The organism is Pantoea sp. X-Soil-YNGN-775, from assembly GCF_059730575.1.
This window is the reverse complement of the sequence record NZ_AP035945.1, coordinates 3312155-3332340: the sequence shown is the minus strand read 5'-3', so window position 1 is coordinate 3332340 and position 20186 is coordinate 3312155. Positions and strand designations below refer to the sequence as shown.

General features: G+C 57.7%; 21 protein-coding genes. 16 read left to right on the top strand and 5 right to left on the bottom strand.

The window, feature by feature from the left end:
* Positions 1-2 precede the first annotated feature (2 nt).
* From AC6I8I_RS15490 to AC6I8I_RS15475, 4 genes are all read left to right on the top strand, one after another.
* Complete coding sequence (locus AC6I8I_RS15490) at positions 3-782, top strand: triose-phosphate isomerase family protein (protein WP_312056012.1); 780 nt, start codon at positions 3-5, stop codon at positions 780-782.
* The gene (locus AC6I8I_RS15485) at positions 779-1588 is read left to right on the top strand and encodes a sugar phosphate isomerase/epimerase family protein (RefSeq protein ID WP_497828042.1); all 810 of its coding nucleotides are present in this window, start codon (positions 779-781) and stop codon (positions 1586-1588) included. Before AC6I8I_RS15490 ends, AC6I8I_RS15485 begins: the two co-directional genes overlap by 4 nt.
* Positions 1589-1590: 2 nt before the next feature.
* Positions 1591-2448, top strand: a complete 858-nt coding sequence (locus AC6I8I_RS15480; RefSeq protein ID WP_497828670.1) for a phosphogluconate dehydrogenase C-terminal domain-containing protein — start codon at positions 1591-1593, stop codon at positions 2446-2448.
* Between the two features lie 122 nt (positions 2449-2570).
* Entirely contained in the window at positions 2571-3545 is a 975-nt protein-coding gene (locus AC6I8I_RS15475) for a sugar-binding transcriptional regulator (protein WP_046289226.1), read from the top strand.
* Positions 3546-3589: 44 nt separating this feature from the next.
* On the opposite strand, the gene ygfZ is transcribed toward AC6I8I_RS15475, so the two are convergent.
* Complete coding sequence (ygfZ, locus tag AC6I8I_RS15470) at positions 3590-4576, bottom strand: tRNA-modifying protein YgfZ (RefSeq protein WP_497820461.1); 987 nt, start codon at positions 4574-4576, stop codon at positions 3590-3592.
* A gap of 226 nt (positions 4577-4802) precedes the next feature.
* On the opposite strand from ygfZ, the gene sdhE reads away from it, so the two are divergent.
* The gene (sdhE, locus tag AC6I8I_RS15465) at positions 4803-5069 is read left to right on the top strand and encodes an FAD assembly factor SdhE (protein ID WP_031376214.1); all 267 of its coding nucleotides are present in this window, start codon (positions 4803-4805) and stop codon (positions 5067-5069) included.
* Positions 5044-5454 carry a protein YgfX gene (locus AC6I8I_RS15460; RefSeq protein ID WP_312056015.1) on the top strand — a complete coding sequence of 137 codons (411 nt, stop codon included), beginning with the start codon at positions 5044-5046 and terminating at the stop codon, positions 5452-5454. Before sdhE ends, AC6I8I_RS15460 begins: the two co-directional genes overlap by 26 nt.
* A gap of 82 nt (positions 5455-5536) precedes the next feature.
* On the opposite strand, the gene fldB is transcribed toward AC6I8I_RS15460, so the two are convergent.
* Entirely contained in the window at positions 5537-6055 is a 519-nt protein-coding gene (gene fldB, locus AC6I8I_RS15455; protein ID WP_031376212.1) for a flavodoxin FldB, read from the bottom strand.
* 102 nt (positions 6056-6157) lie between these two features.
* On the opposite strand from fldB, the gene xerD reads away from it, so the two are divergent.
* From xerD to lysS, 5 genes are all read left to right on the top strand, one after another.
* Positions 6158-7051, top strand: coding sequence for a site-specific tyrosine recombinase XerD (gene xerD, locus AC6I8I_RS15450; RefSeq protein ID WP_312056016.1), 894 nt, complete (start codon positions 6158-6160; stop codon positions 7049-7051).
* Positions 7052-7072: 21 nt separating this feature from the next.
* On the top strand, positions 7073-7786 hold the full coding sequence (dsbC, locus tag AC6I8I_RS15445; RefSeq protein WP_312056017.1) for a bifunctional protein-disulfide isomerase/oxidoreductase DsbC: 714 nt from the start codon (positions 7073-7075) through the stop codon (positions 7784-7786).
* 3 nt (positions 7787-7789) lie between these two features.
* Positions 7790-9526 (top strand): single-stranded-DNA-specific exonuclease RecJ, encoded by a 1737-nt coding sequence (gene recJ, locus AC6I8I_RS15440; RefSeq protein ID WP_497828041.1) that lies wholly within the window; start codon positions 7790-7792, stop codon positions 9524-9526.
* 218 nt (positions 9527-9744) lie between these two features.
* Positions 9745-10843 (top strand): peptide chain release factor 2 gene (gene prfB, locus AC6I8I_RS15435; RefSeq protein WP_312056019.1). Its coding sequence is split into 2 segments (ribosomal slippage): positions 9745-9819 and positions 9821-10843, totalling 1098 coding nucleotides; the frame shifts between segments, so codons are not numbered across the junction.
* Between the two features lie 9 nt (positions 10844-10852).
* Positions 10853-12373 carry a lysine--tRNA ligase gene (gene lysS / locus AC6I8I_RS15430; RefSeq protein ID WP_312056020.1) on the top strand — a complete coding sequence of 507 codons (1521 nt, stop codon included), beginning with the start codon at positions 10853-10855 and terminating at the stop codon, positions 12371-12373.
* Between the two features lie 81 nt (positions 12374-12454).
* Here lysS and AC6I8I_RS15425 read toward each other — a convergent pair whose 3' ends face one another.
* Positions 12455-13081 (bottom strand): serine protease, encoded by a 627-nt coding sequence (locus AC6I8I_RS15425; RefSeq protein WP_312758438.1) that lies wholly within the window; start codon positions 13079-13081, stop codon positions 12455-12457.
* On the opposite strand from AC6I8I_RS15425, the gene AC6I8I_RS15420 reads away from it, so the two are divergent.
* Both AC6I8I_RS15420 and AC6I8I_RS15415 read left to right on the top strand, forming a co-directional pair.
* Positions 13068-13382, top strand: a complete 315-nt coding sequence (locus AC6I8I_RS15420) for a hypothetical protein (RefSeq protein ID WP_497828040.1) — start codon at positions 13068-13070, stop codon at positions 13380-13382. The two genes, AC6I8I_RS15425 and AC6I8I_RS15420, sit on opposite strands and share 14 nt — an antisense overlap.
* A 66-nt stretch (positions 13383-13448) precedes the next feature.
* Entirely contained in the window at positions 13449-14612 is a 1164-nt protein-coding gene (locus tag AC6I8I_RS15415; protein WP_312056022.1) for an MFS transporter, read from the top strand.
* Here the strand turns inward: AC6I8I_RS15415 and AC6I8I_RS15410 are convergent.
* Positions 14609-15529 (bottom strand): LysR family transcriptional regulator, encoded by a 921-nt coding sequence (locus AC6I8I_RS15410; protein ID WP_312056023.1) that lies wholly within the window; start codon positions 15527-15529, stop codon positions 14609-14611. The two genes, AC6I8I_RS15415 and AC6I8I_RS15410, sit on opposite strands and share 4 nt — an antisense overlap.
* Before the next feature lie 102 nt (positions 15530-15631).
* Between AC6I8I_RS15410 and lysA the strand changes: the two genes are divergently transcribed.
* Entirely contained in the window at positions 15632-16888 is a 1257-nt protein-coding gene (gene lysA, locus AC6I8I_RS15405; RefSeq protein ID WP_497828039.1) for a diaminopimelate decarboxylase, read from the top strand.
* Between the two features lie 8 nt (positions 16889-16896).
* Here the strand turns inward: lysA and AC6I8I_RS15400 are convergent, their stop codons facing one another.
* A complete protein-coding gene (locus tag AC6I8I_RS15400; protein WP_312056025.1) occupies positions 16897-17229 on the bottom strand; it encodes a PTS lactose/cellobiose transporter subunit IIA in 333 nt (110 codons plus the stop codon).
* A 179-nt stretch (positions 17230-17408) separates the two neighbouring features.
* Here AC6I8I_RS15400 and AC6I8I_RS15395 point away from each other — a divergent pair, with 179 nt between their 5' ends.
* Positions 17409-18758: a PTS sugar transporter subunit IIC gene (locus tag AC6I8I_RS15395; RefSeq protein ID WP_312056026.1), complete on the top strand. Its 1350-nt coding sequence runs from the start codon at positions 17409-17411 to the stop codon at positions 18756-18758.
* On the top strand, positions 18755-20182 hold the full coding sequence (locus AC6I8I_RS15390) for a glycoside hydrolase family 1 protein (protein WP_312056027.1): 1428 nt from the start codon (positions 18755-18757) through the stop codon (positions 20180-20182). The genes AC6I8I_RS15395 and AC6I8I_RS15390 overlap by 4 nt, the downstream gene beginning before the upstream one ends.
* Positions 20183-20186 lie beyond the last annotated feature (4 nt).

Genomic DNA, 20186 nt, shown 5'->3' with positions numbered 1-20186 from the left:
GCATGACGCAACCTGCTTTGTGGCTGGGTGTCAGCCTGAAAATGTACTTCGGCTACCAGCAAACCCTCGACTGGTGCCACGACGTTGCCGCGCTGGCGCGTCGGCATCCGGCGATTCAGCGCGGCGATATCGGACTGTTTGTCCTGCCCGCCTATCCGGCGATTCCGGCGGCTGCCGCTATTTTTGCCGATACCCCGGTACGCATTGGCGGCCAGGATGTTTGCCAGGCTGAAAACGGCGCCTGGACCGGCGAAGTCAGTGCCAGCATGTTGCAGGAACTCGGCTGCAGCCTGGCTGAAATTGGTCACGCCGAACGCCGCCGCTATTTTCATGAAGACGCCGCGCAGATAGCCGCCAAGGTGGCGATGTCGCTCCGACACGGCCTGACGCCGGTGTTGTGCATTGGTGAAACCCAACAGGGTGAACCTTCGCAGGCGATCGCCCTGTGCCAGCAGCAGCTGGCCGAGGCGCTGTCGCTGGCGCAGCAGCAGGGTCTGACCGGTAGGCTATTTTTCGCCTGGGAACCGCAATGGGCGATAGGCGCACCGCAACCGGCTCCGGAACACTATATCCGCGCGGTCTGCGAAGGGCTACGCGAGCTGCCGACGCCCACGGGTATTACCCTGCAGGTGATTTACGGTGGCAGCGCCGGTCCGGGTTTGATTCAGCGCCTTGGCGGAACGGTTGATGGCCTGTTCCTCGGCCGCTTTGCCCATGATCCGGCCGCGCTGGCGCAGATTATCGATGAGGCCAGCGCGCTGCTGGCGGAGCGTCACCCATGAGCCAGATCGGACTTAGCACCTATGCCTTTTTCTGGCGCATGTCAGACCGGGTACCGCAGCCGCTGACGCTGGAGCAGATGCTGGAACAGACCGCCGCGCTGGATTTGTCGCTGTTTCAGATTTGTGATTATCCGGCGATTGAGAGCTGGTCTGATGCTGACCTGCAACGGTTGCGTCAGCAGGCTGATGCGCTGGGCATCACGCTGGAGCTGGGGACGCGCGGGCTGGACACCGCCCATCTGCAACGTTATCTGCAACTGGCCCAGCTGCTCGACGCGCAGGTGGTGCGCTCCATGTTCTATACCGCCACTCATCGGCCGTCGCTGGAGCAAGCGGCGCAGCTGATCGCCCGCGTGCTGCCTGACTATGAGCGTCAGCAGGTGAGACTATGTCTTGAAACCTACGAACAGGTCAAAACTGCCGACCTGATGACAGTAATTAACCGCTTTTCATCGCCGTGGCTGGCGGTCTGTCTCGATCCGGCCAACTGCGTTGCCGGGCTGGAGTTACCTGAACAGGTCATCGCGCAGACTGCGGCGCGGGTCGGCAATCTTCACATCAAAGATTTTGCCTTTACCCGGCGTGACGGCTGGGTTGGCTTCACCTATGCCGGTTGCCCGATGGGCGAAGGCTTACTGGATTATGACCAGATGATCGCCAGCGTGCGCCCGGCCGAAAGGGGCATTAACCAGATTATTGAACACTGGTTGCCATGGCAGGAGGACGCCGCTACCACCTGTCAGCGTGAGGCGGAGTGGACAGCGCGCAGCGTGGAATTCTTACGTAGTAAACAAAATCGGGAGTAATAATAATGAAACAACTGAAAACCCTTACTGTGATTGGCGCCGGCGGCAAAATGGGCATGCGCATTTCAGCCAACTTCCAGAAAAGCGATTACCAGGTCTTTTACTGCGAGAATTCACCCGCTGCACAGCAGCAGGTTACTCAACAGGGCCGTGAGCTTTCAGATGCCGATTCGGTGGTGCCGTTAAGCGACGTCGTCATTCTGGCGGTGCCGGACATCGTGCTGGGTAAGGTCTCTGAAGCGGTCGTGCCGCAGATGAAGCCAGGCGCTGTACTGTTAACGCTCGATCCGGCGGCCGCTTATGCCAACCTGATCTTCCAGCGTGACGATATCGACTATGCGGTGGCGCATCCGTGTCACCCGTCCGTCTTCCTTGAGCGCTACACCAAAGAAGAGCACGCCGACGCGTTTGGCGGAATTGCAGCTATTCAGCATGTGGCCGCCGCCTGGGAAGCGGGCAGTGATGCGCAGCGCGACGAACTCAGCAAGGTTATCCGCGTGATGTATGGTCCGGTGGAGCAGGTGCACTGGGTGACCGTAACGCAGCTAGCCTACCTTGAGCCGACGCTGGTGGAGACCGTTGCCTGCATGGTCGGGGCCTTTATGAAAGAGGCGCTGGACGAAACGGTTAAGCACAGTGGCGTACCGGAAGAGGCCGCAAAGGCGATGCTCTACGGGCATATCCAGATTGCGCTGGCGGTAGCGTTCCGCGCCACCAATCCGTTCTCTGATGCCTGCATGATCGCCATGGAGTATGGACGCGAGAAGATTGTGAAGCCTGACTGGAAGCAGATTTTCGAGCAGAAAGAGCTGGATATCGTGATTGCCCGCATGCTGAAAATCGACGCGATTCGTCGCTAATCTGTGACACTGCTAGCGGCTCGCCGCGTCAATGCCTGGCGAGGTGAGCCGTATCAATGGTATAAATTCCCTCCTGAAACGCCTGTGCTTAGTCAGGTAACTCACTGCGAGACAGATAACGCATGGAAAAACACACGCTTTCTCAGGACTCCGAACTGCTGACCGAAATCGCAGTCGCCTATTATCAGGACGAAATTACCCAGGAAGAGATTGCGCGTAAGTTTGGCATTTCACGCATCAAAGTCGGACGGCTGCTGAAGCGCGCCAGGGAAGAGGGCATTGTTGAAATTAACGTGCGTTACCATCCGGTGTTCAGCACCCGTCTTGAGCAACAGCTGCTTGACCGTTTCCCCCACTTACAGCGCGCGCTGATCGCCCTCGACCTGCAGGACAATGATGAGCAGCGGCGTCAGGTGGCGGCGCTGGTCTCTTCCTGGCTGGAACAATCGCTTAAAGAGAATTCGGTGGTGGCGGTCGGGCAAGGGCGCAACGTGGCGGCGGTCGCCGATCATCCGGGCCAGGTGCCGACGCGTAACTGTCACTTTATCAGCGGCATCGGCGGCACGCACCGCCCCGGTGATGCGATCAATGCCGACCATATCAGCCGTCGTCTGGCGAAGAAATTTGGTGGCATCAGCGAAACGCTCTACGCCCCGGCTTATGTTGAAGATCGGGCGCTGAAAGAGGCGTTTATGCAAAACGGCACGATTAAAGAGACGCTGGATCGGGCGCGCAAAGCCGACTTTGCCCTGGTCGGCATTGGCGACATGAATGAAAACAGCTATATGGTGAAATTAGGCTGGTTTACGCCGCATGAAATTATCGACGCCAGTCTGAATCAGGGCGTGACGGGCGATATTGCCGGCTATGATTTTTTCAATTCGCAGGGACAGCACGTCGATACCGTAATGAACGATCGGGTGATTGGTCTGAGCATTGATGAGCTGCGCAAGATCCCCTGCGTTATCGCCATCGCCTCAGAGAACACCAAAGCAATGGCGATTCTCGGTGCGTTGCGTACCGGTGCCATCGACATTATCGCCACCACGGCGCAAAACATCCGCACTCTGCTGAACATGACGCAGAAAACGGAGTAATCGCCGGGCAGGCACGCAGCTTATGCGGCTGCGTGCCTGAGTGGTTACTCTTCCTGCAGCGAGTAGGGCAGCGGCTGAATCGTCAGCTGTCCGCCTTCATCACCCTCAACCCGCAGCACGCTATCCGGCTCCAGATCGTTATTCATCACCACCTGCACCCAACTGACACCGTCATCCAGCTGCACTGCCGCCAGCACGCTGCCGGTACGACGCCAGCGCTCACCCATCCGGAGTTCCAGCGCCGTATTTGCCGCTGGCAGATGGCTGGCCTGGCCCGCCAGCCAGTAGAGCGCGCGTTTGTTCGCACCACGGTATTTGGCCCGCGCCACCATCTCCTGACCGGTGTAGCAGCCTTTTTTAAAGCTAATGGCGTCCAGCGCCTGCAGGTTAGTGGCCTGCGGAATAAACTGCACGCTGGTGGCGGGATCAATCACCGGAATGCCGGCTTCAATGTCCAGCGCCAGCCACTGCTGACTGTCATTTAACCGGGCATCATCCGCCAGTTTCTGCTGCAGTGATTCGGCCTGGGCCAGCGAGGTAACGATCAGGAAACGCTCTGCCGGATGCGCAAACCACAGCAGCGTGGTTTCGCCCTGCTGCACCACCGGGGTTTCGCTGTCGGGCAGCTGTTCAAACAGGTTGGCCAGCGCGGCGCGTGCCTGAAAACCAGCCACGCCCAGTAACACTGCCTCATCGTCGGCCGCCAGCGTCACTTTAGAGAACACCGCATATTTCTTTAATTCGCTCAGCTGGGTGTCGCGCAGTTCACGACGAACCAGGTAGGCGTAGCCTTCGCCACGATGGAACAGACGCAGGTTGCTCCACATCTTGCCTTTGGCATCACAGTGGGCGGCGGGCAGATGGTGCGCCGCATCCAGCGCGGCGACGTCCAGCGTCAGCTGACCCTGCAGATAGGCGGTGCTGTCGGGACCGAAGACGGAAACCAGCGCCCAGGCATCCAGTGAAATCAGCGTTAACGGCAGACGGGACGAGGCTGCAGGCTGGCGCGGCGGTAAGGTAAAGGTTGGCATGGAGATATCCTGAGTATGAGGGTTCATCCGAAACAATATCTTCAATGTTAAAAGAGCCGACCGGCAATGCAACCTGTTTACCGATAACGGCGCACAAATCGCGTGATAACCCTGAAAAAATGCGGTTTGCTTTGCGGCAGATTGCACAGTATGTTGCGCTGCGCCTGCAGCCCGCCACAATCCAGGTTACACTAGCCGCCAGGTTGTGAACTGTGGAAACTGACGCATGGATATCAATGATAAATCACGTATTCAGTGGGCCTGCCGCCGCGGCATGCTGGAGCTGGATGTGGCTATTATGCCGTTCTTTAAATATGAATATGACAGCCTGAATGACACCGATAAGCAGGTGTTTATCGCGCTGCTGAAGAGTGACGATCCCGACCTGTTTAACTGGTTGATGAACCACGGTGAACCCAGCGATCCTGAGCTGAAGCGGATGGTTAACCTGATTCAGCAGCGCAATCGTGAACGCGGCCCCGTGGCAATGTAAGCTGCGGCCATCCCGTCTGGCGCGCGGCCTGCTGGGCGTCTGGCTGGGGGTGACGGTAACGGCGGTACTGCTGCTGACGCTGCCGGTCAGCGGATGGCTGATGAAACTGGCGATGATCGGACTGCTGCTGGCCGAAGGCTGGCGTAATCATCGACGGCTCCTTCAGCGGCGCGGTTCGCTGCAACGGGAAAGTGCGCAAATCTGGTGCTGGCAGGGCGCACGCTGGCGGCCGACTCAGCCGCTGCGCTGGTTGCCGTTTGGCGTGCTGCTGGTGGCGAAAAGCGAGCAGGGTAAGACGCTGCGCTGGTGGCTGATGAAAGACAATATGCAGCCTGGCGAATGGCGGGCGTTACGCGCCTGCTGCTTCAGCGAGGCGCATCACTGATGGCAATACGAAGAGCACTCGTTACGGCATCCGGCTAAGGCGTCAGGGCGAAAGCCGCCTGCCGGACCACGCCATTTAGCGATCACAGCAGTTCGGCGGTTTCCGTTAATACCTGCTCGCACCACTGCTCGACGCGCTCGTCGGTCACCTCAAACTGATTCACATCATCGAGCGCCAGACCGACAAACTGCTTCCCATCGGCACTGAGCGGTTTCGGGCTGGTGAACTCATACCCTTCCAGCGGCCAGTAACCGACAAAACGCACCCCCATCGGCTGCAATAGCTCATGCAGCATACCGAGCGCATCCAGGAACCATTCACCGTAGCCAATCTGATCGCCCATGCCGTACAGCGCCACAATCTTATTGCGCAGATTCAGGGTCGACAGCTGCGGCCAGATCGCTTCCCAGTCTTCCTGCAGCTCGCCAAAATCCCAGGTCGGGATGCCCATGATCAGCAGATCGTACTGTTCCATCAAGCGCGGATCGTCATCTTTGACGTTGTGCAGGGTGACCAGCTCTTCGCCAATAAAATCGCGAATTTTCTCCGCTACGATTTCGGTGTAACAGGTACTGGAACCGTAAAAAAGACCGATTTTCATGCAGATAACACTCTGTAAATACTGACTTTGGCGCAATTGTACCAGAAGCGCCGTTGAATCAGGCATAATGAGCATGATTTTACAGCGAACGGCGGGGATAACGTGCAGGACAGCGATCTGACAGAACAGTTTCTCGATGCGCTCTGGATTGAACGCAATCTGGCGCAGAATACACTCTCCTCCTATCGCCAGGATCTCCAGACGCTGACCAGCTGGCTGGCGCATCATAACCTGACGCTGCTCAGCGTGATGCCGCTGGATCTGCAGCAGTTTCTGGCCGAGCGGCTGGAGGGCGGCTACAAGGCGACCAGTTCAGCCCGGCTGCTGAGCGCCATGCGCCGCCTGTTTCAATATCTCTATCGCGAGAAGCTGCGCGCGGACGATCCCAGTGCGCTGTTATCGGCACCAAAACTGCCGCAGCGGCTGCCGAAAGATCTCAGTGAAGCGCAGGTTGAACGGCTGCTGCAGGCACCGAATATCGACATCCCGCTTGAGCTACGCGACAAAGCGATGCTGGAGTTACTCTACGCCACCGGTTTGCGTGTTTCTGAGCTGGTCGGCCTGACGCTGAGTGACATCAGCCTGCGCCAGGGTGTGGTGCGGGTGATCGGCAAAGGCGATAAAGAGCGACTTGTGCCGTTAGGTGAAGAAGCGGTTTACTGGCTGGAATATTATCTGGAGCATGGGCGTCCGTGGTTGCTTAACGGACAGACGCTGGATGTGATGTTCCCGAGCAACCGGGCGCAGCAGATGACGCGGCAGACCTTCTGGCACCGCATCAAGCATTACGCCACGCTGGCCGGCATCGACAGTGAAAAATTGTCGCCCCATGTGATGCGCCATGCGTTTGCTACTCATCTGCTGAACCACGGAGCCGATCTGCGTGTCGTACAGATGTTGCTGGGACACAGCGATCTCTCCACCACCCAAATTTATACGCATGTCGCCACTGAGCGCCTGCGTCAGTTGCATCAACAACATCATCCGCGGGCCTGATCTGCGGAAATAAGGAAAGAGATGAACAAGCATTTTGCCATGCTGGCGCTGTTAGCCAGCGCCTTTTCCGGCCTGGCGCAGGCCGATGACAGCGCCATTCAGCAATCCCTGAAAAAGCTCGGCTTAAATCAGACTGAGATTACCGCATCACCGCTGCCGGGCTTTAAAACCGTGCTGTCGGAAAGCGGCGTGCTTTACGTGACCGATGATGGCAAACACATGATTCAGGGCCCGCTGTATGACGTCAGCGGCGCACAACCGGTCAACGTAACCAACAAGCTGCTCGATAAAAAAGTCGAGGCGCTGGTGCCGGAAATGATCGTCTACAAAGCGCCAAAAGAGCAGCATGTGGTGACGGTGTTTACCGACATTACCTGTGGCTACTGCCGCAAGTTGCATGAGCAGATGGCCGATTACAATGCGCTGGGTATCACCGTGCGCTACCTGGCGTTCCCGCGTGAAGGATTGCATGGCCAGATTGAAGGCGCGATGAAAGCGATCTGGTGCAGCGCCGATCGTAATAAAGCCTTTGACGACGCGATGAAGGGCGATGCGCCAAAAATGTCTGCACCAGACAGCTGCAAAATCAATATTGCACAACACTACCAGCTCGGGGTGCTGTTTGGCATTCAGGGCACGCCAGCCATCCTGACCGACAGCGGCATGATGATTCCGGGCTATCAGGGTCCGCAGGAGCTGAAGCAGGTGCTGGATAATCAAAAGCGTGGTGGTTAATCGGTGGTAAAAAACGAAGTGGAACTGCGTCGCCGCGAGGTGACGGTTGAGGATGCGCTGCCGGCAACCCTGCCGCCGCTGCTGAAACGTCTTTATCTGCAGCGCGGGGTGTGTGACGCGGCTGAGCTGGAGCGCGGCGCGAAAAACCTGCTGCCGTTCCAGGCGCTGAGCGGCATCGATAACGCGGTGGCGTTGCTGCATCAGGCGCTGCTTGATGGCCGTCGCATTATGGTGGTGGGCGATTTTGATGCCGATGGCGCCACCAGTACCGCGCTGACGGTGATGGCGCTGCGCAGCATGGGCGGCAGCAATGTGCAGTATCTGGTGCCGAACCGCTTTGACGATGGCTATGGTCTCAGCCCGGAAGTGGTTGAGCAGGCGCGCGCGCGCGGTGCGGCGATGATCCTGACGGTGGATAACGGGATTTCATCGCATGCCGGTGTGGAATGTGCGCACCAGCACGGTATTCCGGTGCTGATCACCGATCACCATCTGCCGGGCGAAACCCTGCCGGCGGCGGAAGCGATCGTTAATCCCAACCTGGCGGACTGCAATTTTCCTTCCCGCGCGCTGGCCGGTGTCGGCGTCGCGTTTTATCTGATGCTGGCGCTGCGTGCCTTTCTACGCACGCAGGGCTGGTTCGGCACCACCCGCAGCGAACCTAATCTGGCTGAACTGCTGGATCTGGTGGCGCTCGGCACGGTAGCCGATGTGGTGCCGCTCGACGTCAATAACCGCATTCTGGTGTGGCAGGGACTGAGCCGGATTCGCGCCGGTAAATGCCGTCCCGGTATTCGTGCGCTGCTGGAGATCGCTAACCGCGATGCGCGCCAGCTGGCGGCCAGCGATCTCGGCTTTGCGCTTGGCCCCCGGCTCAATGCGGCAGGGCGGCTGGATGATATGTCGGTCGGCGTGGCGTTACTGATGACTGAGGATCTCAGCCAGGCGCGGATGCTGGCCAGCGAGCTGGATGCGCTCAACCAGACGCGCAAAGAGATTGAGCAGGGCATGCAGAGCGAAGCGCTGGCGCTGTGTCAGGCGCTGGAACGTGAGCAGAGCGACCTGCCGCTGGGGCTGGCGTTTTATCATCCGGAGTGGCATCAGGGCGTGGTCGGGATTCTGGCTTCGCGGCTGAAAGAGCGTTTCCATCGCCCGGTGATTGCCTTTGCACCGGCCGGAGACGGCACGCTGAAAGGCTCCGGCCGCTCGATTGCCGGTCTGCATCTGCGCGATGCGCTGGAGCGGCTCGATACCCTTAATCCGGGCCTGATGCTGAAGTTTGGCGGCCATGCGATGGCGGCGGGACTGTCGCTGGAAACCGCACGCTATGAGGAGTTCCGCCAGCGTTTTGCCGAACTGGTCGGCGAATGGCTGGATGGCGAATCGCTGCAGGGCATCATCTGGTCCGATGGCGCGCTGCAGCCACAGGAATTTTCCCTGCAGACCGCAGAGATGCTGCGTGAAGCGGGTCCGTGGGGCCAGGCGTTCCCGGAGCCAGCGTTCGACGGCAAATTTAAGCTGTTGCAGCAGCGGCTGGTCGGCGAGCGGCACCTGAAAGTAATGGTGGAACCGCTGGGCGGCGGCCCGCTGATCGATGGCATCGCCTTCAATGTCGACACCACGCTGTGGCCCGACACCAGCGTGCGTCAGGTTGAGCTGGCCTACAAACTGGATATCAATGAGTATCGCGGTAACCGCTCGGTGCAGCTGATCATTGATCATCTCTGGCCAATAAACTGACCACTGGCGGCGGTTGCACATCAGCTGTGTGCGGCCGACCGCCTGGCTCAGGGCCGCCTTCTTTTCTTCACGCCAGTCTCCACGTGAAACACCCCTCGCCACGCGGTTAATCGATCGCCGCGCCACCACCGCATCAGCGCTACAAACTGTCGTCAGTTTCGGGTAAACTTATGCGTTAATTTTCCTGTCCCATCGAACGCTAAAAAGACGCTAAAGCCATGTTTGAAATCAACCCGGTCAAAAACCGTATTCAGGACCTCAGTGAGCGCAGCGACGTTCTTCGGGGGTATCTTTGACTACGATGCCAAGAAAGAACGCCTCGAAGAAGTAAACGCCGAGCTGGAACAGCCAGACGTGTGGAACGAACCGGAACGCGCCCAGGCACTGGGCAAAGAGCGCTCCTCGCTTGAAGCGATTGTTGACACTCTCGATCAGATGACGCAAGGCCTGGAAGATGTCCAGGGTCTGCTGGAGCTGGCAGTCGAAGCGGACGACGAAGAGACGTTCAACGAAGCGGTGGCCGAGCTGGATGTCCTCGAAAGCAAACTGGGCGAGCTCGAATTCCGCCGCATGTTCTCCGGTGAGTACGACAGCGCCGACTGCTATATCGATCTGCAGGCGGGCTCCGGCGGTACCGAAGCGCAGGACTGGGCCAGCATGCTGATGCGTATGTATCTGCGTTGGGCTGAAGCTCGCGGCTTCAAAACTGAAATTATTGAAGAGTCTGAAGGCGAAGTAGCGGGTATTAAATCCGTGACCATTCGCGTGTCAGGCGACTATGCCTTTGGCTGGTTGCGAACCGAAACCGGCGTGCATCGCCTGGTGCGTAAGAGCCCGTTCGACTCCGGCGGTCGTCGTCATACCTCCTTCAGCTCAGCCTTTATCTATCCGGAAGTGGATGACGATATTGATATCGACATCAATCCGGCCGATCTGCGCATTGACGTCTATCGCGCCTCCGGTGCCGGCGGCCAGCACGTTAACCGGACGGAATCCGCGGTACGTATTACCCATATTCCAACCGGTACCGTGACCCAGTGTCAGAACGACCGTTCCCAGCACAAGAACAAAGATCAAGCGATGAAGCAGATGAAGGCGAAGCTGTACGAGCTTGAGATGCAAAAGAAAAATGCTGAGAAACAGGCGCTGGAGGACAACAAGTCCGACATCGGCTGGGGCAGCCAGATTCGTTCTTACGTGCTCGATGATTCGCGCATTAAAGATCTGCGTACCGGTGTGGAAACGCGCAACACCCAGGCGGTGCTGGACGGCGATCTGGATCGATTCATTGAAGCTAGTTTAAAAGCAGGGTTATAAGGAACCGACATGTCTGAACAACAACCGCAGAGCGCTGACGCCGCACTTGAGTTAAACAACGAACTGAAAACGCGTCGCGAAAAGCTGAGCGCGCTGCGTGCAAATGGCGTGGCGTTTCCTAACGATTTCCGTCGTGACACCCTCTCGAACCAGCTGCATGAACGCTATGACGAGAAGAGCAACGAAGAGCTGGAAGATCTCGGCATTGAAGTCAGCGTTGCCGGACGCATGATGACCCGTCGTATTATGGGTAAAGCATCATTCGTTACTCTGCAGGACGTCGGCGGACGCATTCAGCTTTATGTTTCGCGTGACGATCTGGCCGAAGGGATCTACAACGAGCAGTTCAAAAAGTGGGACCTCGGCGATATCCTCGGCGCGCGCGGCAAGCTGTTCAAAACCAAAACCGGCGAACTGTCGATTCACTGTTCTGAGCTGCGTCTGCTGACCAAAGCCCTGCGTCCGTTACCGGATAAGTTTCACGGCCTGGCTGACCAGGAAACCCGTTATCGTCAGCGTTACCTCGATCTGATCGCCAACGACGAATCACGTAACACTTTCAAAATTCGCTCAAAAATCATGGCCGGTATCCGCCAGTTCATGGTCAGCCGCGACTTTATGGAAGTGGAAACTCCGATGATGCAGGTGATCCCAGGCGGCGCATCGGCGCGTCCGTTCATCACCCATCACAATGCGCTGGATATCGATATGTACCTGCGTATTGCTCCGGAACTCTATCTGAAGCGCCTGGTGGTGGGGGGCTTTGATCGGGTGTTCGAGATCAACCGTAACTTCCGTAACGAAGGCATTTCGCCACGTCATAACCCTGAGTTCACCATGATGGAACTCTATATGGCGTATGCGGATTACAAAGATCTGATCGAGCTGACCGAAAGCCTGTTCCGTACGCTGGCGCAGGATGTGCTGGGCACCACCGTGGTGCCGTATGGCGAACATCAGTTCGATTTCGGCAAGCCGTTTGAAAAACTGACGATGCGCGAAGCGATCAAGAAGTATCGTCCGGAAACCGACCTGGCCGATCTGGAAGACTTTGATAAAGCGGTAGCGATTGCTGAATCGCTGCACATTAAAGTTGAGAAGAGCTGGGGACTGGGCCGTGTGGTCACCGAGATCTTCGAAGAGACGGCAGAAGCACATCTGATTCAGCCAACCTTCATCACCGAGTATCCGGCTGAAGTGTCACCGCTGGCGCGTCGTAACGATCAGAATCCGGAGATCACCGATCGCTTTGAGTTCTTCATCGGCGGCCGTGAAATCGGTAACGGCTTCTCCGAGCTGAACGATGCGGAAGATCAGGCTGAGCGTTTCCTGCAGCAGGTGAATGCCAAAGATGCGGGCGATGACGAAGCGATGTTCTACGACGAAGATTACGTCACCGCGCTGGAACACGGTCTGCCGCCTACTGCGGGTCTCGGTATCGGTATCGACCGTATGGTGATGCTGTTTACCAACAGCCACACCATCCGCGACGTGATCCTGTTCCCGGCGCTGCGCCCGGGTAGCAAGTAACTCACTTTGCGTTAAGCAGAATGCAGAAAGGCCGGAGATTCCGGCCTTTTTTTCGCCGCTGTCCGGCTCAGACACCGACGGTCACGACTTCACTACGCCATCCAGCCACTGCTGAAACCGCGCATAAGGTACATACAGCGCCACGTTCTTATACAGAGTTTTGCCGCTGGTATTGTCATTAATACGGTCGCTGTAGCCGATGATCACTCCCGCCAGCGTATCGTCAGAGGCGTTATACACCGCGCCGCCCGACATCCCTTTCACCACGCCGGCATTGGCCGCCACCACCACACAATCCGCTTTGTTCCAGCTGTTTGCCAGCGTGGTATTAATCAGGTTCTGGCCGCTGGAACTGACCGGCATCGCCGAAATAAAGCTGTAGCCGTAGAGATTGACCTGGTCGCCGATATGGCTGTTGCGAAAGCTGGGCGGCAGGCTCGCTTCGCTGTTTTTGTGGTAGACCACCGCCAGATCGCATTGCGGATGCCAGGCTTTGACCCGGTAAAGTGAAAATTTCGCCACGTGCGCGGCGGTCAGACTGTATTCCGCCGTCAGCGGAATGGTGGTACCCAGCGTGCCTAAGCCGAGCACGGTAGGAATGCCGGTCACGGTCATATCGACCCGCTTTTCGGCCTCTCTGCTGTACTCATAGTGGCCAACCGAGCAGCCGGTTAAAGCAAAAACCATCAAGGCAATGAGCCGTTGCATTCTTTCTCCCCGCGTCAGAATTCGATCACATCACCTGGCGTTTCATAATGGGGTTATCGGCAACGCTAAAATTTTATTTATTGTTAACACATTAAAAAGCGTAACCGGTGACAGGCAAATGACAACCAGAGATTGCCTGCGGGGGGGATTCCTGGAATTTTCCGGCCCGCTGGCGGTGACCGGCGGGCTGAGGGGCGACAGAAATTATTGCGGGTGTGGCAATAATCCTTTGCTGCTATTGGGGTATATGGGCTTCATCGGCTGTGCTGTAATAGCCAGCGTGACGCAGATCAAATTTTAATAAGCGTCGATTGGGCCACGCGTTCGCGTGGTTCACCTGCATTTTCATGGTATTGGGAGAAATGTTATGCCTGTAGCGTTACTGGCGCTGGCGTTGAGTGCATTCGCCATCGGCACCACTGAGTTCGTCATTATGGGGCTGCTGCCGGACGTGGCGGCCGATCTTCAGGTGTCGATTCCGTCAGCGGGCTGGTTAATCAGCGGCTATGCGTTGGGCGTGGCGATTGGCGCACCGATTATGGCGCTGCTGACCGCCCGGCTGCCGCGTAAAAAGACGCTGACGCTGCTGATGGTGATCTTCATCGTCGGCAACCTGCTGTGCGCGCTGGCGTACAACTATAACCTGCTGATGCTGGCGCGCATTGTAACCGCGCTGTGTCACGGTGCTTTCTTTGGCATTGGTGCGGTGGTCGCAGCCAGTCTGGTCGCACCAGGTCGTCAGGCTTCTGCCGTGGCGCTGATGTTTACTGGCCTCACGCTGGCGAACGTGCTGGGCGTGCCGCTCGGCACCTGGTTTGGTCAGCTGTTTGGCTGGCGTGCCACCTTCTGGGGCGTAGCGATCATCGGCGTACTGGCCTTTATCGCCCTGATTGTCAGCCTGCCGAATAACAAGCAGGAAAAACCGGTCGACCTGGCGAGTGAAGTGAGCGCGCTGGCCAACGGTAAACTGTGGCTGTCACTGCTGATGACGGTGTTTTTTGCCGCGGCGATGTTTGCGTTGTTCAGTTATATCGCGCCGCTGCTGTTACAGGTGACCGGCATCAGCGACCGTGGCGTCAGCTGGACGCTGTTCCTGATTGGCGCAGGGCTGACGGTCGGCAATATTCTGGGCGGCAAGATGGCGGACTGGAAAGTTTCTTTCAGCCTGATCCTCAGCTTTTCGCTGATTGCGATCTTCTCCCTGCTGTTTAGCTGGACCAGCCATGCGCTGTGGCTGGCGGAGATCACCCTGTTCCTGTGGGCGATGGCTACCTTTGCTACCGTGCCGGGCCTGCAGATTAACGTGGTGCGCCACGGTAAAGAGGCACCCAACCTGGTGTCGACCCTGAACATTTCTGCATTTAACGTTGGTAATGCACTGGGAGCCTGGGTCGGTGGAGCAGTAATTGGTCGGGGCTACGGCCTGACGGCGGTGCCGGTTGCCGCCGCCGCACTGGCACTGATCGGTCTGCTGGTCTGCCTGATCACCTTCCGCAAATCGGGTGGCGCGACGTCTGCGGTGCGCGCTTAAGCTAAGCGGGCGGCGATACGTGCCGGAAAGTCAGCCACCTGCTGCTGCAGATGGCTGACAAACGCATCGACCAGCGCCGAGGCGGGGCGGTGATGCGGTCTGACCAGGCTGACGGTAAAGGGTACCGAAACGCTGAATCGCCGCATTACCACACCGCTGTCGGCGTAATCGAGCGCTGTCAGCGGGTTAACGATCGATACCCCGACGCCCGCCCTGACCATCGCGCACACCGATGCGGCGCTGTGGGTCTCCAGCACCAGACGACGTTCAACCCCCTGCTCATGAAACAACGCGTCCAGCAGCTGGCGATAGCTGTCGGTGCGCGACAGGCTGACATAATTCTCACCGGCAAAATCCTGCGGCGTCAGCACGGCCCGCTGGCTCAGCGGATGCTGCGGCGGCAACACGCAGACTTCATCGCAGGTTAAGAGCGCATGGCGGTCAGTGCCGGCCGGCGCATGCTGGGTTTCGGTTAAGCCGAGGTCATAGCGCTGTGCTGACAGCCACTCCTCCAGCAGCGGCGACTCCTGCGGGATCACATTCAGGCTGACATCCGGGTAGCGCTGCAAAAAAGGCTGACACAGCGGTGGCAGCAGCGACTGCGAAAACACCGGCAGACAGGCGACAGAAAGCTCACCCTGACGAAACTGACGCAGATTATCAGCCGCCTCCATAATGCGATCCAGCCCGTACCAGGAACGCTGAACCTCTTCAAACAGGCGCAGCCCCTGTACCGTAGGCTGCAGACGTCCGCGTACCCGACCAAACAGCTGTAGCCCCAATTGCTGCTCCAGCCGCGCCAGTTCCCGACTGACCGTAGGCTGAGAGGTGTGCAGCAGGGTGGCGGCCTGCGTCAGGTTGCCGCTGGTCATCACCGCGTGAAAAATTTCGATGTGTCGCCAGTTAATGTTCGCCATCGGATTAGGCCATATCAATTTTGCATAGATGCTATTAAAACAGATATTTTTCGCTATGACACGATTCTGGCTTAATGCGCTTATCGCCACAGGAGAATCCTTATGCCCCGTTCCTTACAGAGTACTGAAACCGCGCTCAACGTCACTCATCTGCTGCCGCTGGCACGCCGCTATGCCGGGCCTTTCTGGGCCTACGATGCGCAAATCATTCAGGCACGCATCGCCCAGCTGCAGGCGTTTGATGTGGTGCGTTTCGCCCAAAAATCCTGTTCGAATATTCATATCCTGCGCCTGATGCGAGCGGCCGGAGTAAAGGTTGATTCGGTATCGCTGGGTGAGATTGAACGCGCACTGGTGGCGGGATATCAGCCGGGCGGAGATGAAATCGTCTTTACCGCTGATCTGTTTGATCAGCCGACGCTGGAGCGGGTTGCGGCGCTGCAGGTGCCGGTTAATGCCGGTTCGGTCGATATGCTGCATCAGCTGGGCGCTGTTTCTCCGGGTCATGCGGTATGGCTGCGGGTGAATCCCGGTTTCGGGCACGGCCACAGTCAGAAAACCAATACCGGCGGCGAAAACAGCAAGCACGGAATCTGGCATGGCGATCTGGCTTTAGCGCTGGCGGCAATCCAGCAGTACGATCTGCGGCTGGTGGGCATTCATATGCACATCGGTTCCGGCGTCGATTATGCGCATCTGCAACAGGTGTGTGATGCGATGGTCAGCCTGGTGGTGGAGTTTGGTCAGGATCTGACGGCGATCTCAGCGGGCGGCGGCTTGTCGATTCCTTATCGTTACGGTGAAGAGGCGATCGATACCGGGCACTATTTTGGCTTGTGGGACGCTGCGCGTCAGCGCATTGCTCAGCATCTGGGCCACGCCGTCAAACTGGAGATTGAGCCGGGCCGTTTTCTGGTGGCCGAGTCGGGCGTGCTGGTGTCGCAGGTACGGGCGGTCAAAGCGATGGGCAGCCGTCACTTTGTGCTGGTCGATGCCGGTTTCAACGATTTAATGCGGCCGTCAATGTATGGCAGCTATCACCATATCTCGCTGATGGCGGGCGATGGGCGGCAGATTGATGAGCAGCAGACCCTCGACAGCGTGGTGGCGGGGCCATTGTGTGAATCAGGCGACGTCTTTACCCAGCTGGAAGGCGGCAAAGTCGATACCCGAGCGATTCCGGCTGCGCAGGTCGGCGATTATCTGGTATTTCATGACACCGGTGCCTATGGCGCATCTATGTCATCGAACTACAACAGCCGCCCCCTGATCCCGGAAGTGCTGTTCGAACAGGGGCAGCCGCGCGAGATCCGTCGCGCGCAGACTATTCAGGAGTTACTGGCGCTGGAAGGCGGCTAACCGCCCGCTCAGGCGGTATCCGCTGCCGCCTGAGCGCTAAACAGCTCTTTACGCAGTATCACCATCTCCTCCGCCAGATCGCGACACAGCATCGCATTCATTAAGTGATCCTGTGCATGCACCAGGATCAGCGTCACCGGCAATTTGCCGCTGCCTTCATCCGCGCCAATCAACTGCGTCTGAATCTTGTGCGCCTGTTTTGCTGCGGTATCGGAAGCAGCCAGCGCCGCATCGGCAGCCGGCCAGTCACGCTGGCGCGCACACTGGATCGCCATCATCGCTGACGATCGTGCTTCACCTGCATTGATCAGCAACTCCATCATGGTTTGTTCGAAATCCATACACTCCTCATTATTGGTATGCCAAATTCAGTTTTTTCATCTTACTGGAATGCCAAAAAACGTTTCCGGGAGCTTTGTCACAGAAAGGATGGTTAAGAATCGTCATTTTGGTATGCCACTAACCGGGAAGATAGTGACCACTACTGGAATGCCAATCTTACATCTCTGAGGGTTGACCCATGTCTCTACAGGACCGCCTTATCGATTCCCTGGGCAGCTTTGCCACCCGCTTCAATAGCTATCGCTACATCATGGCGATCAAAGCCTCGTTCATCACCCTGATGCCGGTGATCATCGTTGGCGCTTTCTCGGTGCTGATCTCTAACATGGTGCTGGACAGCAAAAATGGCCTCGCCAGCTTCGCTGCGCTGGGGTTTTTAGCCGACCTGAAACCGATCACCAGCAGCATTAACTATGCCACGCTCAGCTTCCTCAACATTGGCGCGGTGTTCCTGATTGGCATTGAGCTGGGCCGCATCAACGGCATCAAAACCTTGTTCCCTGGTCTGCTGGCGATCATCTGCTTTGTCTCCGTGACGCCGACCACTTTACAGATGATGGTCGACGGTCAGATGCATCTGGTTACCGACGTTCTGGCCAAACAATTCTCTGATACCAAAAGCCTGTTCCTCGGCATGTTTATTGCCATTCTGTCGGTGGAGATCTATTGCCGCCTCGAACAGGTTGAGCGGCTGAAAATTAAGATGCCTGACACCGTGCCGCCCAACGTTGCCGCCTCTTTTTCCGCCCTGATCCCGTCGATTATCACCGTGACGCTGGTCGCCTCCTTTGGCTTTATTTTCCATCGCGTTACCGGCATGTATCTGTATGACGCGGTCTATCAGGTGGTGCAGCAACCGCTGGAGTCGGTGGTGCAGAGCCTGTGGGGGATTCTGATCCTGATGTTCGTCGCCCAGCTATTTTGGGTGATCGGCATTCACGGCAATCAGATGGTGAAACCGATTCGTGAACCGCTGCTGCTGGGGGCGATTATGGTCAATATGACCGCCTTTGAGCAGGGTAAAGAGGCGCCGAATATCATCACCATGCCGTTCTGGGATGTTTATATGAGCATCGGCGGTTCCGGGCTGACCATCGGGCTGCTGACCGCGGTGATGCTGGCGACGCGTCGCAAAGAGATGCGCGAAATCGCCAAACTCTCGTTCGGCCCCGGCATTTTCAATATCAATGAGCCGGTAATATTTGGCATGCCGATTATGCTCAATCCGATCCTGGCGATCCCATTCATCATCACGCCGCTGGTAACCGGCACAATCGGCTATTTCGCCACGGTGATGGGGTTTGCCGGCAAAGCGGTGGTGATGGTGCCGTGGACCACGCCGCCGATCATTAACGCCTGGCTGTCGACTGCGGGATCGATGGGCGCGGTGGTGACCCAGATTATCTGCATTATGGTGTCGGTGCTGATCTACCTGCCGTTTGTCAAAGTGGCAGCCCGTCGCGCCGATGCCGCCGAAGCGAAGAATCAACAACCTGAACTGGCTCGCAACCAATCGGAGGTGTTATGAGTCGCCAGCTTATTCAGATCCCGCAGAATTTTATCCTGGGCGCCGCTGCGTCAGCCTGGCAAACCGAGGGCTGGAGCGGCAAAAAAGCCGGGCAGGACTCGTGGCCGGACGCCTGGTATCAGCAGGATCGGCACGTCTGGCATCAGGGCTATGGCCCGGCCGTGGCGACCGACTTCATCAACCGCTTTGCCGAAGATGTGGCGCTAATGAAGGCCAGCGGGCTGACCCACTATCGCACCTCGATCAACTGGTCGCGCTTTCTCACCGATTATGAAAACGCCACGGTGGATGAGGAGTACGCGGCTTACTATGACCGGCTGATTGACGAAATGCAGCGCCAGGGCATTGAACTGATGCTCTGTCTGGAGCATTACGAATTGCCCGCTACGCTGCTGGAGCAGTATGGCGGCTGGCAGTCAAAGCACGTGGTTGAACTGTTTATCCGTTACGTCGAACAGGTGTTTAAACGCTATGCCGGTCGGGTAACGCGCTGGTTTGTGTTTAATGAGCCGATTGTGGTGCAGACCCGGGTCTATCTCGACGCGCTGCGCTGGCCATACGAGCAAAACACCCATAAATGGATGCAGTGGAACCACCACAAAAATCTCGCCACCGCCCGGGTGGTGCAGCTGTTCCGCCAGCAGGGCTATGCCGGTCGCATCGGGACCATCCTCAACCCGGAAGTGACCTATCCACGATCGTCGGCCGCGCATGACCAGCAGGCGGCGCAGATCTACGACCTGTTCTATAACCGGATGTTTCTCGATCCCGCCATCAAAGGCGAGTACCCGGCGGAGCTGCTGGCGCTGCTGGATAAACATCAGATTGAGTGGCAGGCCACGCCGGAGGAGCTGGCGATCATCGCCGCCAATACCGTCGATGAGGTCGGGCTTAACCTTTACTATCCACACCGCGTGAAGGCGCCGTCCCGTGCCTGGCATCCTGATACGCCGTTCCATCCTGCCTGCTATTACGAGCACTTTGAGCTGCCGGGCCGGCGGATGAACCGTTCACGCGGCTGGGAAATTCAGCCGGAAATCATCTGGGATATGGCGCAGCGGATGCGCGATGAGTATGGCAACATCCCGTGGTTTGTCGCCGAGAGCGGAATGGGCGTCGAAAACGAAGCGCAATTCAAAAACGCTGAGGGAGAAATTCAGGACGACTACCGCATTCACTTTATCAGCGAACACCTGCATCAGGCGATCCGCGCGCATCAGGCGGGCATCAACTGTCAGGGCTATATGCTGTGGGCCTTCACCGATAACGTCTCGCCGATGAACGCCTTCAAAAACCGCTATGGCCTGATTGAAATCGATTTAGATAACCAGCGCCAGCGTCGCATGAAGAAATCCGCCCACTGGTTCCGGGCGCTGCGCGACAGTCAGCAATTTACCCTGTGGCTTGATGATGAGCCGAAATAACAAG

Bases quoted from the DNA above. Each gene is read 5' to 3' on its own strand.
- AC6I8I_RS15490 (WP_312056012.1), top strand. From the start codon at position 3: ATGACGCAACCTGCTTTGTGGCTGGGTGTCAGCCTGAAAATGTACTTC.
- AC6I8I_RS15485 (WP_497828042.1), top strand. From the start codon at position 779: ATGAGCCAGATCGGACTTAGCACCTATGCCTTTTTCTGGCGCATGTCA.
- AC6I8I_RS15475 (WP_046289226.1), top strand. From the start codon at position 2,571: ATGGAAAAACACACGCTTTCTCAGGACTCCGAACTGCTGACCGAAATC.
- ygfZ (WP_497820461.1), bottom strand. From the start codon at position 4,576: ATGCCAACCTTTACCTTACCGCCGCGCCAGCCTGCAGCCTCGTCCCGT.
- sdhE (WP_031376214.1), top strand. From the start codon at position 4,803: ATGGATATCAATGATAAATCACGTATTCAGTGGGCCTGCCGCCGCGGC.
- fldB (WP_031376212.1), bottom strand. From the start codon at position 6,055: ATGAAAATCGGTCTTTTTTACGGTTCCAGTACCTGTTACACCGAAATC.
- dsbC (WP_312056017.1), top strand. From the start codon at position 7,073: ATGAACAAGCATTTTGCCATGCTGGCGCTGTTAGCCAGCGCCTTTTCC.
- lysS (WP_312056020.1), top strand. From the start codon at position 10,853: ATGTCTGAACAACAACCGCAGAGCGCTGACGCCGCACTTGAGTTAAAC.
- AC6I8I_RS15420 (WP_497828040.1), top strand. From the start codon at position 13,068: ATGAGCCGTTGCATTCTTTCTCCCCGCGTCAGAATTCGATCACATCAC.
- AC6I8I_RS15425 (WP_312758438.1), bottom strand. From the start codon at position 13,081: ATGCAACGGCTCATTGCCTTGATGGTTTTTGCTTTAACCGGCTGCTCG.
- AC6I8I_RS15415 (WP_312056022.1), top strand. From the start codon at position 13,449: ATGCCTGTAGCGTTACTGGCGCTGGCGTTGAGTGCATTCGCCATCGGC.
- AC6I8I_RS15410 (WP_312056023.1), bottom strand. From the start codon at position 15,529: ATGGCGAACATTAACTGGCGACACATCGAAATTTTTCACGCGGTGATG.
- lysA (WP_497828039.1), top strand. From the start codon at position 15,632: ATGCCCCGTTCCTTACAGAGTACTGAAACCGCGCTCAACGTCACTCAT.
- AC6I8I_RS15400 (WP_312056025.1), bottom strand. From the start codon at position 17,229: ATGGATTTCGAACAAACCATGATGGAGTTGCTGATCAATGCAGGTGAA.
- AC6I8I_RS15395 (WP_312056026.1), top strand. From the start codon at position 17,409: ATGTCTCTACAGGACCGCCTTATCGATTCCCTGGGCAGCTTTGCCACC.
- AC6I8I_RS15390 (WP_312056027.1), top strand. From the start codon at position 18,755: ATGAGTCGCCAGCTTATTCAGATCCCGCAGAATTTTATCCTGGGCGCC.